Source organism: Mesorhizobium sp. B4-1-4, assembly GCF_006439395.2.
Lineage (GTDB): Bacteria > Pseudomonadota > Alphaproteobacteria > Rhizobiales > Rhizobiaceae > Mesorhizobium.
Genome location: NZ_CP083950.1, coordinates 364,857 through 379,868, shown reverse-complemented (window position 1 = coordinate 379,868; position 15,012 = coordinate 364,857). Strand labels below are relative to the sequence as shown.

The following is a 15,012-nucleotide window of genomic DNA, read 5'->3' as shown; positions in this document are numbered from 1 at the left end:
CGCCCAACCGCGCCTATCGCTGACGTTGCAGTTGCCGCGAATAAAGCATCGAGCATCGTTGCCGGGCGCTGATACCGACATCATTCGGCACCCGACCACACGGCAGCCAGAGGCAGATGAGGTGCTGGAGTGGTCGGCTTGCCAAGCCCCGTTCGCTACCAAGTCCGCTCCGGGAAGTGCGCCCCTCCGCTGACCGCCGCGCGAAGGAATGGGCCGTGCAGCAGGTTGTACGGAAAACCGAGCTCGATCGCGCTCGCCGCATCCAGCCGCCTCATCTGTTCGGCGCTCAAGCTGACGTCGAGGGCGCCGAGATTGTTTTCCAGTTGCTGCAGCGTGCGCGCGCCGAGCAGCAGAGCCGTCACCCCGGTATTGGCCGTGACCCAGGCCAGCGCGACCTGCGCCGACGACCGACCGGTTTCCCGGGCGATCTCGCCGACGACATCGGCGATGGCAAGGCTGCGTTCCGACAGGGAACCGTGGGCGCCGGCAACCGCCTTGCGCGACCCCGCGATGCCGGTCTGCGAAGCGCCGAGATCGGCGCGGCTGTATTTGCCCGACAGGACGCCATTGGCGAGTGGCGCCCAGGGCATGAAGCCCATACCCATCTCGTTGGCCATCGGGATCAGGTCGCGTTCCGAGGTGCGTTCGACCAGGCTGTATTCGCTCTGCAGCGCGACGAAGGGCGTCCAGCCACGCAGGTCGGCGATTGCCTGCATCCGAGACGCCTGCCAGGCGGGAATATCCGAAAGGCCGAGATAGAGCACCTTGCCCTGCCGCACGAGATCGTCGAGCCCGCGCAGGATCTCTTCGACCGGGGTCAGCCCCTCCCACTGATGGACATAGAGCAGGTCGATATAGTCGCTTTTCAGCCGGCGCAGGCTTTCCTCGACCGAAGCAACCATGCTCTTGCGATGATTGCCACCCGAATTCGGATCGCCCGGATGCGTCGCCATCGTATATTTGGTCGAGATCACCAACCGGTTGCGCTTGCCCTCGGCGAATTCGCCGACAAGGCGCTCGGAGGAACCGTTGGTGTAGGCGTTGGCGGTATCGACGAAGTTACCGCCGCGATCGACATAGGCGTCGAATATGCGCCGAGCCTCGTCCTGTTCGGCACCCCAGCCCCAATCGGAGCCAAAGGTCATGGTTCCCAGGGCAAGCGGGGAGACGCGCAGGCCGGAACGGCCGAGCAGGCGATAGGTAGCAAGGTCAAGTGATTGGGTCATGGGGTGAACCTCCAGGAACGAGTGAAGTTATGGGACTGAAGATGCACCGTCGCGGCCGGTAAAATAATCCTCTATAATCCTGATGGGTCAGTTAGAGAACGATGCATAATGCGAGGATCAGACTTTGCCGAACTGAAGGCCTTCGCGGCAATCGTGGAGCACGGAAACTTTGCCCGCGCAGCCAACCATCTCGGCTTGTCCCCATCCGCTCTCAGCCAGACTATACGCCTGCTCGAAAGCCGGCTCGGTGCCCGGCTGCTCAACCGCACGACACGAAGCGTGGCGCCGACCGTAGTCGGCCAACGGCTTTATGAGCGGCTGGGGCCAATCCTGCTGGAACTTGATTCAGCGGTGACCGAAGCGGTCGACGCGACCGGCCGTGTGGCCGGTCTGCTGCGCATCAATGCGCCTGGCTATGCTGCGATCATGCTGATCGCGCCCAGGCTCGGGCACTTTCACAGGGCCTATCCGGACGTGGTGCTGGACGTCGTCTCCGATGACAGCCTCAGCGACATCGTCGCCGGGCGCTTCGACGCCGGTATCCGCGCCGGCGAGCGGCTCGAAAAGGACGTCGTGGCCGTTCGGCTGACGCCGGACATGGAGATGATGGCCGTCGCGTCGCCCGACTATCTGAGTACGCGAGGGATCCCGAACACACCGGCGGACCTGCACGCCCATGCTTGTATCAACTGGCGCTACCCCGGCAGCGGCGCGGTCTATCGTTGGGAGTTCGAGAAGGACGGAAAGGCGTTCGAGATGTCGGTCGACGGACCGTTGACCTCGAACATGCAGGAGGTGGTGCTGGATGGCGCGCTTCAGGGTCTCGGCATCCTCTATACATTCAATGATCATCGCATTGTGCGTTCAATCGAGGAAGGACGCCTCCAACGAGTCCTGGTGGATTGGTCGCCGACCTTTCCCGGCCTCTTCCTCTATTATTCGAATCGCCACTCACCGACGCCGGCATTGCGGGCCTTCATCGACTGCCTTCTGGATCGAAATTCGTAAAGCGGGGTCAGTTCGTATCGACGCGCCATCGGAAGGGGCACGCAAATCGCATGCGAGCCGCTCACGACGAGCGCTGGTCCTTGCGGGCACTCGTGCGGTTCTTATTGACCGCCAGGAGACCTGCTCTCCGCCGCCAGCCTCGCCACTGCCAGCAATCCACCGATGACCGCCATGTGTTCGATGGCGAAATCCAAAGAGATCGCGCGGTCGGCGCCCACTTGGTTCCAGAAGTCGTGGGCGACCGGAATTGTCAGCGCGACGAAGCCACTCAGCGCGATGGCGCCAAGCCATTTATATGGACCGACGATCAACATGGCGCTTCCGAGGAGCTGGACCAGGATCGTCGCTGCTGCATAAGGTGCTGGCGGCGACAGATGGAAGCGTGTCATCTCCGAAATCGCGCTATTCCAATCGCCTAGCTTGCTCAGCCCGCTTATCCAAAACGGCGAACTGACGAGTATGCAGAGCAGTCGCAGCGAGACACTGGAAAACAGTCGATGGCTTGATCTAGCGTTCATGCCGAAATCCCTCTTTGGTTCCTGGCGCTGCGCCCGATCTTGAGCGTGGGATCGGGCGCAGTCGACCGTCAGGAACGGTGCGGGAGGAGCTAGGAAGCCTTCTTGGCAGGGTTTGCGGTCTGGGCCTCGTAGCTGTCCATCAACAGGCTGTAGCTGTGATAGTGATCGCGGATGACCGGCCCGAACTCCTGAGCGGTCGGCAGCCTCCAGTCGCGCTGCAGCTCGAATCCAACGGTTGTCCAGTTGATGGGGGTGACCCCGTGATCCTGCATTCTGGCAATGGCAAGGTCGCGAAGGGTCTCGTCACTCCCGCCAGAGGCGTCGACCACGCCATACACATTGTAGCCCGCCTCGACCGCCTGCATGGCGGGGAAGGCGAGGCATACATCGATGGTGACACCGGCCATGATCAGGTTCTTGCGGCCCGTTTTCTCGACCGCGGCCAGGAATTCAGGATCATCCCACGCACTGATGATCCCTTGCCGCCGAATCAGCGGGGCGTCGGGGAACATGCTCAGCACCTCGGGGATAAACGGGCCGTTGGGACCTTGGTCAAGGCTCGTGGTCAGGATGGTAGGCAGGTTGAAGGCTTTGCCGAGCTTCGCAAGCCCCAGAACGTTGTTGCGGTATTCGGCGGGTGAATAGTCATGCACCAGCTGCAATATTCCCGACTGATGGTCGATCAGCAGAAGTGCCGCGTTGTCTTTAGTGAACCTGGACTTTGTATAGCTGTTCGTAGTCATTGCTGTTTGCTCCTGTGGATGGATGTTACGGTGAACGGAATTTGGACCCGCGCCGGGTGGAACAGTAGACTCGCATTTGGAACTCCAGCGTCTTACATTTGGAACGATGACCGACGCCGTTGACCTCTCCGGGATGGCCCTTTTCGTAAAGATCGTGGAGTGCGGCTCCTTGAGCGCCGCCGGCCGCTTGCTCGGTCTTCCCAAGGCGACGATCAGTCGCCAGCTTGCGCTGATGGAGCAGCGCATGGGGGCGCCGCTGCTCCTGCGCTCGACGCGCGCACTCAGTCTCACCGACACCGGCCGGCGTTACTTTGAGCGGATCCGTCCGATCGTTCACGATGCCGAGCAGGCCCAGGTCGAGGCGCTTGCGGAACATGCCATCCCGAGTGGAACGTTAAAGATCGCCGCCCCTATTGCTTACGGCCAGCATGTCCTCGCGCCGAAACTCTTCACATTTCTGCAGCGCTATCCGGAGGTACGCATCGACCTGCACCTCAGCGACGAGCTCGTGAACGTAATCGCCGGCGGCTTCGATCTTGTGATACGGCTTGGCCAGCTTGGCGACAGCGATCTGGTGAGGCGTCGGCTTAGGCATGTCGACAGGAAGCTGGTCGCCTCGCCCGACTATCTCGATCGCGCCGGAACACCTCGGACGGTGGCAGAGCTTGCCAGCCACCGTGGCATCCTCACGCGCACGGATCTCGATCACTGGACGATCGATGATCAGTCGATACGCATCCCGTGGAAAATCAGTACCAGCAACATGCACGTAACCCGCGATGCGGCGTGCGCAGGTCTGGGCATAGCCCTGTTGCCTGGCTATCTTGCAGACGTCCCTATCGCCGAGGGAAATCTTGTCCGAATCCTTCCTGAAAGTCGCCTTGATCAGATTGAGACGACTGCACTGCAGGCGCGCTCGGTTACACCGTCCATCGCCGTAAAAGCGCTCATAAAGCACCTTGTCTGACCCCGACAGCATTGTCGCTGCCGTGAGACGCCATCACCAAATCCCAGCCCTCGCTCTGTCTGATTCGTTGCGTCCTGAACCCGGACCGAGGTCCGCGCTCAGCCTTGCTGTCTTCAGTCGAACCTGGTCCGCTCCTGTGCGATCAAGGCGCCCCCACCCTGCGGGCCGTTGCCTCCGGCTGCGACGTGAGGATCGCCACCGTCCAACATTTCTTCGGCAACAAGGCAAAACTCTTCGAGGCCGTCATCGACTCCATTACGCATGACTACAACGAAGCCTTTAGCCGCCTCGAAAGCGAGACTCTCGGCAATGCAGAGACCAAGCTTCAGCGCATGCTGCATTTCCTGATCGAGGACAACAAGAACGCCCACACCGCCGGGTTCTTCTACGAACTCTGGAACCTAGCGCATCGCGATCCCATCGCCAGCAAAGCGCTGGATCCGCTGTGCGACGAGCAGCTTGTCCGCTTCCGCGATCTGATCCTGCGCATAAGACCGGAACTCTCCTTCGACGCCGGGCTGCAACGCGCTGCCGTCATCATGGCCGCTACGGATGGACTGCTGCTGACGGTTGGCTACGGTCGGAGTCCGCCGGAAGCGCTTCGAGGGTCGGGCCAGGATCGCCTGGTGGATATTTTGATGCACGTGGCAACGGCACAGGCCTGAGGACATCCTGCCCGCTATTTGAGGGCCGTTTGCCGTGATCGCGCCTGCATGACGAAGGTGGAAAAGTGGGCCACGTCGGCGTCGCTTGGTTCCTGCCCGGTGAAGCTGCGCAGATAGGCCGCAAGATGGCCAAGGCGAGTCTCCGCCGGCTCCTTCACGTCGAGCACATAGTAGCCTATTTGCATGTAATAGAGCACGCGGGCGCGAATGAGAGCGTCTTCTTCACTGTAGCCATGACGCAGATAAAGATCGCGTATGGCGCCCAGTCTCTCATCATCCGCCGTGTCAATGATCCTGCGCACTTCGGCGGAGCGGCGTGCCCACTCGCGCACAGCGAAATCGAAGCGCGGGTCGAACAGGCTCTCGTCCGCCCAGCACTCAAAGACGTTCATTACACCGCCTATGATATTCTGTGCAGGCCTTGCCGCCCGTTCGACTATTGCCCTGGTGTTGGTGTCGCGCCAATGCTCCAGCAGACGATTCAACAGATCCTGACGGTTCTCGAAATAATGGTAGAAGCTCGATCGCGACACGCCTAATCTCTCGCCTACCTGCAGGACGCGTACGCTTTCCACGCCCTCGGTGACCAACACCTCCAGAGCCAGATTGATCCAATCCCAGCGGGTCACCTTGATGTTGCCGGGGGTGGGCTCTTTCTGCGGCATCAGCTTGATCATCACTGACGAATGACACAGCCCAAAACATCGCGCAAGGAGTTACTGGACATAGCTGTCCAATCATTGTACATATATGTCCAATGGTGATCATCCTGATCTTGGGAGGCAGGATTGAAGTCACACTACCGAGCAGTCGCAATGGGAGGCAGGGTCGCTGGCGCTTTGGTGTCGTATCGCCTCGCCAAGCCCGGTGGGACGGATGTGGTCCGGATCGGTCGGGCTGAATTCGCAGCTGGCTCAACATGCCATGCGGCCGCTGGCTTCCACGTTTTGAAATGCCGATCCGAACGCCGCCGCTTTCGACGAGCCGCTGGTTCTCGACCTTTCGAACTTCGGCACTTCGACGGAGACCAGTTCGCGCACGGCAACCGAACGCGCCAACGGCATCTGGAGCGGACGCTCGAGGGTTTCCTGTGGCCGCTGCCTCGGCCGAGATCTCGGATGGGTTCATTGCGAGCCGCATAGAAGAGGACGGCGCCATGCCCGTCTCCTGACGGGCATGGCGGACGAAACGGGCCTGATGGCCAATGGGAGGAAGAAATGGGCTTTCTGACACGCAACGACAAACCTGTTCCCGAAACTGTCCAGCGGATGGCGGTGGAGGCCGCTGAGGGACGCATGGATCGCCGCGAATTCCTGGCACTCGCCAGCGTCTTCGGGCTTTCGACAGCCGTCGCCTACGGCATGATCGGTCTCGCGGCCCCGGCGGCGGCGGCACAGCCGAAGAAAGGCGGCGTCATCAAGGTGGCCATGCTGGTCAAGGAGATGAAGGATATACGCAGCTTCGACTGGGGCGAAATGGGCAACATCGCCCGCCAGGTCCTGGAGCCGCTTGTCAGATACACGAAGGATTTCACTTTCAAGCCCATGCTTCTCGAAAAATGGGACGTGAACGACGATGCGACCGAGTACGTGCTGCATGTGCGCAAGGGCGTGAAATGGAACAACGGCGACGATTTCAACGCCGACGACGTCATCTTCAACCTCGAACGCTGGTGCGAAAAATCTGCGGAAGGCAATTCCATGGCCGCGCGCATGGCCAGCCTGATCGACCCGGCGACGGGCAAGGCCCGGAACGGCGCCATCGCCAAGGTCGATGACCATACGGTGAAGCTGACGCCGTCGGTGCCGGACATTTCCATCATCCCCGCCTTTTCGGATTATCCAGCCCTCATCGTGCATCGCGACTTCGAGAAGATGGGTTCGGATTTCGTGAAGAACCCGATCGGCACCGGACCGTTCGAACTCGTCTCCTACGAAACCGCGGTGCACGCGGTCTACAAGCGGCGCGAGAACGGCGGGCCCTGGTGGGGCGGCGAGGTTCATCTCGACGGCATCGAATTCATCGACTACAGCAACGACCCCAACGCCATGATCAGCGCCTTCGAGGCGGGTGAAGTCCATACCAACTATGAGACCACCGGCGACTATGTGGCGATCCTGGACAAGATGGGGCTGGTGCGCAGCGAGATTCTGACCGCCGGCACACTTACGGCCCGCATGAACGTCAACAACAAGCCATATGACGACCAGAGGGTGCGCAATGCCGTGCAACTCGCGGTCGACAATGGAGCGGTGCTCGAACTGGGCTACAACAATCTTGGCGAGGTGGCGGAAAACCATCATGTGTGCGGCATCCATCCCGAATACGCGCCGCTTCCCAAAGTGGAGAGGAATATCGAGAAGGCGAAAGCGCTGATGGCCGAGGCCGGTCAAGCGGACTTCGAGCATGAGATCATCACGGTCGACGAGGATTGGCAGAAGAACACTGGCGACGCGATCGCGGCGCAGATGCGCGAGGCGGGCTTCAAAGTGAAGCGGACTGTTCTGCCAGGCTCGACCTTCTGGAACGATTGGACGAAATATCCCTTCTCGCTCACCGTCTGGTCGATGCGGCCGCTCGGCGTGCAGGTGCTGGCGGTTGCCTACCGCTCTGGCGAAGCTTGGAACGAGTCCGGTTTCTCGAACAAGGAATTTGATGAGAAACTATCTCAGGCGATGGCTACCCCCGACGTAGAGAAGCGGCGCGCGATTATGAAGGATGTCGAGAAGATCCTTCAGGACTCCGGTGTCCTCGTTCAGGCTTACTGGCGCAAAATCTTCAATCACTCTGCACAGGCGGTGAAGAACTATAGCACCCATCCCATGCAGGAAACGATCTTCGAAGAGGTATGGCTGGAAACCTAGGTGAAGCTCACATCGAGCGGCACGGGCTGTCCGTCATAGACACGACCATAGTGTCCGCCCCGATCAACTACGCCGATACCGTTGCCCCCAGATGCAAGGAAACAAAACGTGGCCACACGCTTGACCGAGGAAAGGCATATCGTCCTTGCTGTTTATCCGGGTGTATCGCTGTTGGATCTGGGCGGACCGCTGGAGGCTTTCCGCGTGTTCTCGGAGTTCGGAGGCGAGCACCGCATCCGCTACAAATGCACCGTTGTTTCTTCGCAAGGCGGCCAGGTAGCCACCGCCGACGGAGTGCCGCTTGTCGCTCAATCGATCAAATCCCTCTATCGTGTGAAGATCGATACGCTGATCGTGCCCGGGGCGTTTCTGGTCGATGACGTCACGCGTGATGTCGATCTCATCAAATGGGTGGCAAAAACAGGCCCGCGATGCCGCCGCGTATGTTCCGTCTGCGTCGGCAGTTTCTTGCTCGCCGCGGCAGGCCTGTTGAAGGGTCGACGCGCCGCCACTCATTGGATGCACGCGAAATTGCTTGCCCAACGGTATCCCGAAATAACCGTGGAACCCGACGCCATTTTTGTCCGCGACGGACGTGTCTGGTCGTCTGCCGGAGTGACCACAGGTATTGATCTGGCCTTGGCACTGATCGAGGACGATTGCGGTCGCGAGGCGGCGATGAGCGTAGCGCGGATGCTTGTTGTCTATCTCAAACGCGCCGGCGGTCAATCGCAGTACAGCGCGCTTCTCGCGACTCAAGGAGAAGCGGATTCTGATACGTTCATCGAACTCGACCGTTGGATCGCCGAGAATCTCACCACCTCGCTGAATGTCGAGGCCCTGGCGGATCGTATGCACATGAGCTTGAGGAATTTTACCCGTGTTTACACCCAAAAACGCGGGCGCACTCCCGCCAAGGCGGTTGAAGCAATACGCCTCGACGCCGCGCGACGCCTTCTTGAAGAAAGCGACGATCGGATCGAAGGGATAGCCGAGACTTGCGGATATCGGGGCGAGGAGCAAATGCGGGCCGCGTTTGTGCGCGTGCTAAACATTCCGCCTCGTGAGTATCGCCGCCGCTTCGCCACCAGGAACAGATCGGTGGAGAGGTCAAACGAAGCCGGCGACGGCTGCCAACTCAATTCGCAATGATCCGGCTGTCTTTTGCGTAGTTGGTCGGTTCAAATCGTCGCCGCGACAGTCACCGAGCGACTTTTGTCGCCTATTTTTCAACACCGCCTGCGGCGGCAATAGGGCCTTTACGCGGTTCGGAGCGAGCTCATTGCAATCGAGACACCTGCTCACTGTTGTGCTCCCAGAGCCTCTATTTGACGGGGTTGGCCCGGGCCCAACGGTGTCGATTACGGCGTGGTGAAGCCTCCATCCACGGCATGAACAGTGCCTGTCGCGTAGCGGGAATCATCGGACAGCAAGAAAGCCACGAGCCCGGCTACGTCCTCCGGTGTGCCGTGGCGACCGAGCGGCACGGTCTCGGCGAACGTCTTGTCGGACCCTGCGAACACTTCCTCGGCAAGCTTGAATGTCATGGATCCTGCTATTGGACCCGGAGCGCATGCATTGACCCTGATGCCGCGGTTCCCAACTTCGAGGGCTGCGGTCTTCGTCATGCCGACAATTGCATGTTTAGAGCCGACATAGGCGACGATGCCGGGGCCGCCGACGACGCCAAGCGCGCTCGACATGTTCACCACTGATCCTCCGTCGCGCATTCGCGGAAAAATGTACTTCATCCCGAGAAAGACTCCGCGAACGTTGACAGCCATGACCCGGTCAAAATCCGCTTCGGGAAAGTCGACAATTGGACGAACACGGGTCTGGATGCCGGCATTGTTGACGAACCCGTCGATCGCACCCCACAGCGAGAAGGCCTTTTCGGCGTACGCTTTTACCTGCTCGGTGTTTGTGACGTCGGCGACAAAGGACTCCAACACGCCCGGCGGCGGCGAAATCTTGTCCAGCTTGGTGCGTTCTTCCTCGCGCTCCACCACGGCGAGCACGTTTGCTCCCTCCGATATCAGCCGCTCGGCTATTGCCAGACCAAGGTCGCCGCTGGCGCCTGTAATGACGATGTTCTTTCCCGTGAAGCGCATCTTATCCCCCGTGATCGGCTGTCGATCTCTGTCCGTCATGCGTCCCAGGCTCGCGTCGGGAACGCCGAAATCATGGAAAATCTGCGCAACTCGACGTCGCCGGTGATCAGTGTCGGTGCTGCTGCCAGGAACTCTCGGACATGTTTCGCATGCATGTGGGCGTCCAATCCGCTGGCTGTTTTCCAGTTTTCGTAAACGAACCAAACATCGGGATCCTCGACGGACTGGTGCAGGTTGTAGGTCAGACACTCCGATTCGCTCCGTGTAGGCTCGACAAGGGCCATCAGCGCAATCCCCAGCTCATTCGTCCGCCCTGGGCGAGCGCGGAAGAATGCGAGATTTGTGACCGTGCTCATCTTCTTCGACCCTTCCGAAATCACTGGGCGTCACTTGGTAAGGATCTCGGCCAGGCGCTCACCAATCATTATGCTGGGCGCCTGGGTATTGCCGGTGATGATGTCGGGCATGATCGACGCGTCGGCGATGCGAAGATTGTCGACGCCATAGACCTTCAGCTTTGAATCCACGACAGAAGCATCGTCTTGCCCCATCTTGGCGGTGCTCGTGGGGTGATGCATGGAGGTCGCGCCGTCGCGAATGAGATTGTCCAATTCCTCCCCAGCACGATCACCGGGCAGAAGCTCCCGCTTCACAAATGGCTTCATCGCTTCGGAATTGCCGAGATCGCGGGCCAGTTGCATGCCCCGTCGCAAGGCCGCAAGATCGCGCGGGTCCGACAGGAAGTTCGAGTTTATTTCCGGCGCAGCGCGAGGATCGATCGATTTAAGTTTGAGAAAGCCACGGCTCGCCGGGCGAACCAGGCCAGGTGCAATCGTCCAGGCGCCGTTTACGGCATATTGTGCGGTGACTTCGGAGACATAGGGAACTTCGATCTGGAATATATGAAGATCGGGAGTGGCCAAATCGGCGCTGCTTTTGACGAACAGATTGGCTTCGGCGGCATTGTTACGGACCACCATAGGCTCGTGTGGTTCCCATAGCGCGGAGCCGATAATGGGATGGTCTTGAAGGTTCCGTCCAACGCCGGGCAAATGCGAAACCAGTGGAATCCCGAACCGGTCCAGTTCGGCACGATCGCCGATACCGGAGAGCAACAAGATCTTCGGTGTTTGAATGGCGCCCGCCGAAAGAACCACTTCCCGTGAAGTCGCTACCCGGTGAATTTCACCCTGCCATTCGAATTCGATCCCGGTGACCGCGTTGCCATCGGCCAGCAGGCGGTAGACGAACGCGTTCGTCAAAACCGTAAGGTTCTGTCGGTCCATCACCGGGTAAAGATAGGAAGCAGCAGTATTCAGGCGGCGGCCGTCACGGATGCGGACGTTCGAGATGGCAGCGCCTCCGGAACCTTCCTGCATGACGCCGTTCTGATCTTCAAAGACAGGTATCCCCAAGGATTCAGCCGCCTTCAGGAAGGCCGGCGCGAGGGGGTTGGGGTCCGGTGCCGGTTGGACGAAGACTTCTCCGCCCTGGCCACGGCGTTCCGGGTCGGGTTCACCATGCCAGTCCTCGATGCGCTTGTAGATTTCCAGCACATGCCGATAGCCCCAGTCCGCATCGCCCGCTGCACTGGCCCAGGAGTCGAAATCATGTTTGTGGCCGCGTGCCCACACCATGCCATTGATGCTCGTTCCGCCACCGAGCGCCTTGCCGGAGGCGTGCTTGATCGAGCGGTGGTTGACGCCAGCGCTCGGCGTGGCTTCGTACGCCCAATCAACGTCGGTGCCCTGGTTGAGGTACCAGGATTCGGTCATGAGGATTCCTGGCCTGAGGTCATCGCCGCCTGCCTCAAGCAGGAGCACGTTGTTAAGACTATTCTCGGCCAAGCGGCGAGCCACCGCAGCGCCCGCGGCGCCGGCCCCCACCACGATGTACTCGTAACTCTTCCTCAGTCGAGATCGGAGCGCGGTCTGGTTGGCTCCAATGGCCATAAACTTCTGTGCCGCCTGGTCGGCGTCCGGGCCCGGCAGGCCCAGTTGCGTCGCGCCGTCCAGGAAAACCCGACGATCGATTTGTCCCGTGACCAGTTGGCCTTCCAGCAGAGCAAGCCGGACAGCGTTCGACGCATTGGAAATTTCGTTCATGGCTCCCTCCCCAATTGAATGGCAGGCGGAAAACTGGAGCCAGCGATCGGATTGGGTGCGAAAGCGCCGCTCTGTCATCTCATGAGGGAATATCCGGCTTCACGGAGGTTCGCCGCAATGACAACTATCCCACAAAAACTGCCACCCGCGAGGCAGCCGCCGATCACCGCAGGGATCGCTGAGCGGCCTTTCGATGCCAGAATGGCACCAAGTGTTTGGTCTGCGGGGTCATTACAGCTATTTCCAGGAAGACAGGGCGACCGCTCACGCGGCCGCGCGGGCTGGCGCGCCTTCCGCGGCCCAGTCATTCAGCCTTGTGGCATAGCTGGAGGCAGCGTCGGCCAGTTCCAACGCGGTCAGCTTGTCGGCGCGATAGATCAGGAAGGGGACTTGCGCAAGGCAGCTTGCACCGGTGGGCGTGGCGCAGTGGGTTCAACAGTTCGCCGAGCGGAACCTGGTTTTGCCCACTCAGCGTATAGGCCTCAGGCACGTTGCCAGCCGTCGCCGCGATCAGGATTGGGGTCGAACGAGAAGGCGTCGTTCTCAAAGAGGAATTTCATGTCACTGGCTCCGGTACGGACGAATGCGTAAGCCGGCTCTGAGGTATCGGCCCTACAGTTGAGCGCCAGGAACCTTGGCTACCCCCAGTTGCTGCATGAAAAGCAGGCTGTCGGCATTGGCCCAATATTCAGCCAGAAGACCATCCTCGATGCGCAACGTGTCCGTGCCGGTGAAGGTGATCGTGCGGCCGACCGCATTGGCCGATGCACCGGGGAAACCGCCATGGTAGGTGCCCCGTGCCCGCCAGCGAACAACCAGGAAGTCGCCATCGATGATCGGCCCCTGCTCGATCGTGAAATCGAGGCCGGTGAGGACGGAATTGATGCCGCCGACCCAGGCGTTGAGGGCGGCGCGGCCCTTGATGGTGTCATCGCCGAAGCCGGTCAGCGGCGCGGCGTGGGCGACGAAATCCGGAGCGATGATCTTGTCGGTGTAAGATAGATCTCCGTTCCAGAGCAGACGCCAGGGTTCGGCAAGAGCGGCATGGGATGATGTGTTGGTCATGGGATTCTTTCGAGTTCGAACGGCTTCGTTGGTGATGATGAGGGCGGTCCGCGACGAGTTTTGCGGACCGTGCGAGGCGACAGACGCATCCTCGGCATTCCGGCAACCGACCGACAGCAGAGCGACGGGATTCCCGTCGCTTGCTGCCAAAGTGTGGGCTGTCAATGGCTGCCAAACAGATTACGGTCGCTGCCCTGAACGACGGGCTGCTTGGCCGCGGGCTCCGATTTCTTGATCGAAGCCGTGTACGGGTTGTCGACGGTAGCGGCCGGCTGGTTGGCATCAGCCGAGCCATAATTGTCGCTGCCGGCGAAGGCGGCGCCCATGGCAACGAGCATGGCGGCGGCGGTAATTGCGATCTTGGTCATGTTGGATACTCCTGGTTTTCAAGGTTGGTGGTTTCTGGGAGGGCTGCAGGCCGTCTCCGTGTTTGCTTGCACCTGCTGTATGAAGCCTTTGACTTCGAATAGAAATTGACAGAAAACGGCAATCTGATATTCACAAATGAATGACAGAGATCGACTGGAACCTGATCAAGAGTTTTGTCACCGTGGCGGAAACCGGCAGCCTGTCCGCCGCCGCGCGAAAGCTCGCCGCGAGTCAGCCGACGCTTGGCCGCCACATCGCCGAGTTGGAACAAGCGCTGGGCGTGACGCTGTTCCGGCGCGGCCGAAGCGGCTATGCGCTGACGGAGGCCGGCAGCACGCTTTTCGAACGCGGCCGGGCGGTGAGCGAGCAGGCCAGCGCCTTCTCACGGCTGGCGTTGGGATCCGTCGAGGCCATCGAAGGCAGCGTGCGCATCGCGGCCAGCGAGGTGGTGGCTGCCTATGTCCTGCCGGAGATGACCGCCAGGCTTGCCGTCGAGGAGCCCGGCATCGAGCTCGAAATCGTCGCTTCGAACCAGGTTGAAAATCTCCTGCGCCGGGATGCCGACATCGCCATTCGCATGGTCAAGCCGGCGCAGAACGAGTTGGTGGCGCGCAAGGTCGCGGACATACCGCTGTGCACTTGCGCAGCGATATCCTATCTCGACCGGCGAGGCCGCCCGCGGGAGCTCGGCGATCTCGCCGCCCACGATCTGGTCGGCTTCGACCGCAGCGACGACATGATCCGCGCTTTTGCCCAGTTCGGCATCTCATTGACCCGCAATGCTTTCCGTTTCAGGGCCGACAACCAGATCGTTCTGTGGGAAGCGCTGCGGACTGGAAATGGCATCGGCATCGGTCAGGAGCCGCTGATCCGCCGCGACCCGTTGATGGAAGTGGTGCTGCCGGACCTGCCGCTGCCGGTATTGCCGGTCTGGCTCGCGATGCATCGCGACGTGCGCACCAGCATGCGTATCCGCCGGGTGGCGGATTTCCTGCATGAAGAATTGAAGCTTTATTCGGCCAACGCCGGGTCGGGAGCCAATTGGGCGCGGTGAGCAAGCCCCGCCAGACGGGCCGCGATGGTGGCAGCCGGCTGAACGACACTCATGACAAAGCGCAGGAATGCACGATAGAGTTCCGGGCGCCACTCGACCTTAGGGCGAGGCAAGGTGCCGAAGCCGGGCCAGTCGATGGCGGTCGTCGCGAAGGATGTACCGAGCCGCTCCTGCAGCGACCGCATCTCGGTATGGGTCGAGATTGAGCTGAGCGCCGGCAGCAGGAGCAGGCTCTTGCCCGCTCCAAAACGGGTCAGGCCGATGGCGACCTTGTTGCTATCGGCGCTCCATTCGATTTGATCCTCGATCCAGTCCAT

At 60.6% G+C, this 15,012-nt stretch carries 16 protein-coding genes; 6 read left to right on the top strand and 10 right to left on the bottom strand.

What is annotated here, in order from left to right:
- Positions 1-155: 155 nt before the first annotated feature.
- Entirely contained in the window at positions 156-1,226 is a 1,071-nt protein-coding gene (locus FJW03_RS01700; RefSeq protein WP_140763897.1) for an aldo/keto reductase, read from the bottom strand.
- Between the two features lie 108 nt (positions 1,227-1,334).
- Between FJW03_RS01700 and FJW03_RS01695 the strand changes: the two genes are divergently transcribed.
- Positions 1,335-2,234 carry a LysR family transcriptional regulator gene (locus FJW03_RS01695; protein WP_140608520.1) on the top strand — a complete coding sequence of 300 codons (900 nt, stop codon included), beginning with the start codon at positions 1,335-1,337 and terminating at the stop codon, positions 2,232-2,234.
- Between the two features lie 101 nt (positions 2,235-2,335).
- Here FJW03_RS01695 and FJW03_RS01690 read toward each other — a convergent pair whose 3' ends face one another.
- Together FJW03_RS01690 and FJW03_RS01685 are read right to left on the bottom strand one after the other, a co-directional pair.
- Entirely contained in the window at positions 2,336-2,752 is a 417-nt protein-coding gene (locus FJW03_RS01690) for a DoxX family protein (RefSeq protein ID WP_140608518.1), read from the bottom strand.
- An 89-nt stretch (positions 2,753-2,841) separates the two neighbouring features.
- The gene (locus FJW03_RS01685) at positions 2,842-3,495 is read right to left on the bottom strand and encodes an isochorismatase family protein (protein ID WP_140763894.1); all 654 of its coding nucleotides are present in this window, start codon (positions 3,493-3,495) and stop codon (positions 2,842-2,844) included.
- A 106-nt stretch (positions 3,496-3,601) separates the two neighbouring features.
- On the opposite strand from FJW03_RS01685, the gene FJW03_RS01680 reads away from it, so the two are divergent.
- Complete coding sequence (locus FJW03_RS01680; RefSeq protein ID WP_140608514.1) at positions 3,602-4,462, top strand: LysR family transcriptional regulator; 861 nt, start codon at positions 3,602-3,604, stop codon at positions 4,460-4,462.
- Between the two features lie 185 nt (positions 4,463-4,647).
- Positions 4,648-5,127, top strand: coding sequence for a TetR/AcrR family transcriptional regulator (locus tag FJW03_RS01675; protein WP_140690718.1), 480 nt, complete (start codon positions 4,648-4,650; stop codon positions 5,125-5,127).
- 14 nt (positions 5,128-5,141) lie between these two features.
- Here the strand turns inward: FJW03_RS01675 and FJW03_RS01670 are convergent, their stop codons facing one another.
- Positions 5,142-5,792: a TetR/AcrR family transcriptional regulator gene (locus FJW03_RS01670; protein ID WP_226890556.1), complete on the bottom strand. Its 651-nt coding sequence runs from the start codon at positions 5,790-5,792 to the stop codon at positions 5,142-5,144.
- A 552-nt stretch (positions 5,793-6,344) separates the two neighbouring features.
- Between FJW03_RS01670 and FJW03_RS01665 the strand changes: the two genes are divergently transcribed.
- Positions 6,345-7,991 carry an ABC transporter substrate-binding protein gene (locus FJW03_RS01665; RefSeq protein ID WP_140763891.1) on the top strand — a complete coding sequence of 549 codons (1,647 nt, stop codon included), beginning with the start codon at positions 6,345-6,347 and terminating at the stop codon, positions 7,989-7,991.
- Between the two features lie 108 nt (positions 7,992-8,099).
- The gene (locus FJW03_RS01660; protein WP_210240594.1) at positions 8,100-9,143 is read left to right on the top strand and encodes a GlxA family transcriptional regulator; all 1,044 of its coding nucleotides are present in this window, start codon (positions 8,100-8,102) and stop codon (positions 9,141-9,143) included.
- 209 nt (positions 9,144-9,352) lie between these two features.
- Here the strand turns inward: FJW03_RS01660 and FJW03_RS01655 are convergent, their stop codons facing one another.
- The 5 genes from FJW03_RS01655 to FJW03_RS01635 all read right to left on the bottom strand — a co-directional run bounded on the left by FJW03_RS01655 (position 9,353) and on the right by FJW03_RS01635 (position 13,640).
- On the bottom strand, positions 9,353-10,102 hold the full coding sequence (locus FJW03_RS01655; RefSeq protein ID WP_181165555.1) for an SDR family NAD(P)-dependent oxidoreductase: 750 nt from the start codon (positions 10,100-10,102) through the stop codon (positions 9,353-9,355).
- 35 nt (positions 10,103-10,137) lie between these two features.
- Positions 10,138-10,458 carry a putative quinol monooxygenase gene (locus tag FJW03_RS01650; protein WP_140608504.1) on the bottom strand — a complete coding sequence of 107 codons (321 nt, stop codon included), beginning with the start codon at positions 10,456-10,458 and terminating at the stop codon, positions 10,138-10,140.
- Between the two features lie 30 nt (positions 10,459-10,488).
- Positions 10,489-12,207 (bottom strand): GMC family oxidoreductase, encoded by a 1,719-nt coding sequence (locus FJW03_RS01645; RefSeq protein ID WP_226890555.1) that lies wholly within the window; start codon positions 12,205-12,207, stop codon positions 10,489-10,491.
- A 612-nt stretch (positions 12,208-12,819) separates the two neighbouring features.
- Positions 12,820-13,272: an ester cyclase gene (locus tag FJW03_RS01640; protein ID WP_140763886.1), complete on the bottom strand. Its 453-nt coding sequence runs from the start codon at positions 13,270-13,272 to the stop codon at positions 12,820-12,822.
- 161 nt (positions 13,273-13,433) lie between these two features.
- Positions 13,434-13,640 carry a DUF680 domain-containing protein gene (locus FJW03_RS01635; RefSeq protein ID WP_140608500.1) on the bottom strand — a complete coding sequence of 69 codons (207 nt, stop codon included), beginning with the start codon at positions 13,638-13,640 and terminating at the stop codon, positions 13,434-13,436.
- 140 nt (positions 13,641-13,780) lie between these two features.
- On the opposite strand from FJW03_RS01635, the gene FJW03_RS01630 reads away from it, so the two are divergent.
- Positions 13,781-14,695 (top strand): LysR family transcriptional regulator, encoded by a 915-nt coding sequence (locus FJW03_RS01630; RefSeq protein ID WP_140608498.1) that lies wholly within the window; start codon positions 13,781-13,783, stop codon positions 14,693-14,695.
- Here the strand turns inward: FJW03_RS01630 and FJW03_RS01625 are convergent.
- Positions 14,653-15,012: a hypothetical protein gene (locus FJW03_RS01625; RefSeq protein WP_140763883.1), complete on the bottom strand. Its 360-nt coding sequence runs from the start codon at positions 15,010-15,012 to the stop codon at positions 14,653-14,655. The two genes, FJW03_RS01630 and FJW03_RS01625, sit on opposite strands and share 43 nt — an antisense overlap.

Bases quoted from the DNA above. Each gene is read 5' to 3' on its own strand.
- FJW03_RS01655 (WP_181165555.1), bottom strand. From the start codon at position 10,102: ATGCGCTTCACGGGAAAGAACATCGTCATTACAGGCGCCAGCGGCGAC.
- FJW03_RS01690 (WP_140608518.1), bottom strand. From the start codon at position 2,752: ATGAACGCTAGATCAAGCCATCGACTGTTTTCCAGTGTCTCGCTGCGA.
- FJW03_RS01665 (WP_140763891.1), top strand. From the start codon at position 6,345: ATGGGCTTTCTGACACGCAACGACAAACCTGTTCCCGAAACTGTCCAG.
- FJW03_RS01635 (WP_140608500.1), bottom strand. From the start codon at position 13,640: ATGACCAAGATCGCAATTACCGCCGCCGCCATGCTCGTTGCCATGGGC.
- FJW03_RS01700 (WP_140763897.1), bottom strand. From the start codon at position 1,226: ATGACCCAATCACTTGACCTTGCTACCTATCGCCTGCTCGGCCGTTCC.
- FJW03_RS01625 (WP_140763883.1), bottom strand. From the start codon at position 15,012: ATGGACTGGATCGAGGATCAAATCGAATGGAGCGCCGATAGCAACAAG.
- FJW03_RS01640 (WP_140763886.1), bottom strand. From the start codon at position 13,272: ATGACCAACACATCATCCCATGCCGCTCTTGCCGAACCCTGGCGTCTG.
- FJW03_RS01650 (WP_140608504.1), bottom strand. From the start codon at position 10,458: ATGAGCACGGTCACAAATCTCGCATTCTTCCGCGCTCGCCCAGGGCGG.
- FJW03_RS01645 (WP_226890555.1), bottom strand. From the start codon at position 12,207: ATGAACGAAATTTCCAATGCGTCGAACGCTGTCCGGCTTGCTCTGCTG.
- FJW03_RS01680 (WP_140608514.1), top strand. From the start codon at position 3,602: ATGACCGACGCCGTTGACCTCTCCGGGATGGCCCTTTTCGTAAAGATC.
- FJW03_RS01695 (WP_140608520.1), top strand. From the start codon at position 1,335: ATGCGAGGATCAGACTTTGCCGAACTGAAGGCCTTCGCGGCAATCGTG.
- FJW03_RS01685 (WP_140763894.1), bottom strand. From the start codon at position 3,495: ATGACTACGAACAGCTATACAAAGTCCAGGTTCACTAAAGACAACGCG.
- FJW03_RS01630 (WP_140608498.1), top strand. From the start codon at position 13,781: ATGACAGAGATCGACTGGAACCTGATCAAGAGTTTTGTCACCGTGGCG.
- FJW03_RS01670 (WP_226890556.1), bottom strand. From the start codon at position 5,792: ATGCCGCAGAAAGAGCCCACCCCCGGCAACATCAAGGTGACCCGCTGG.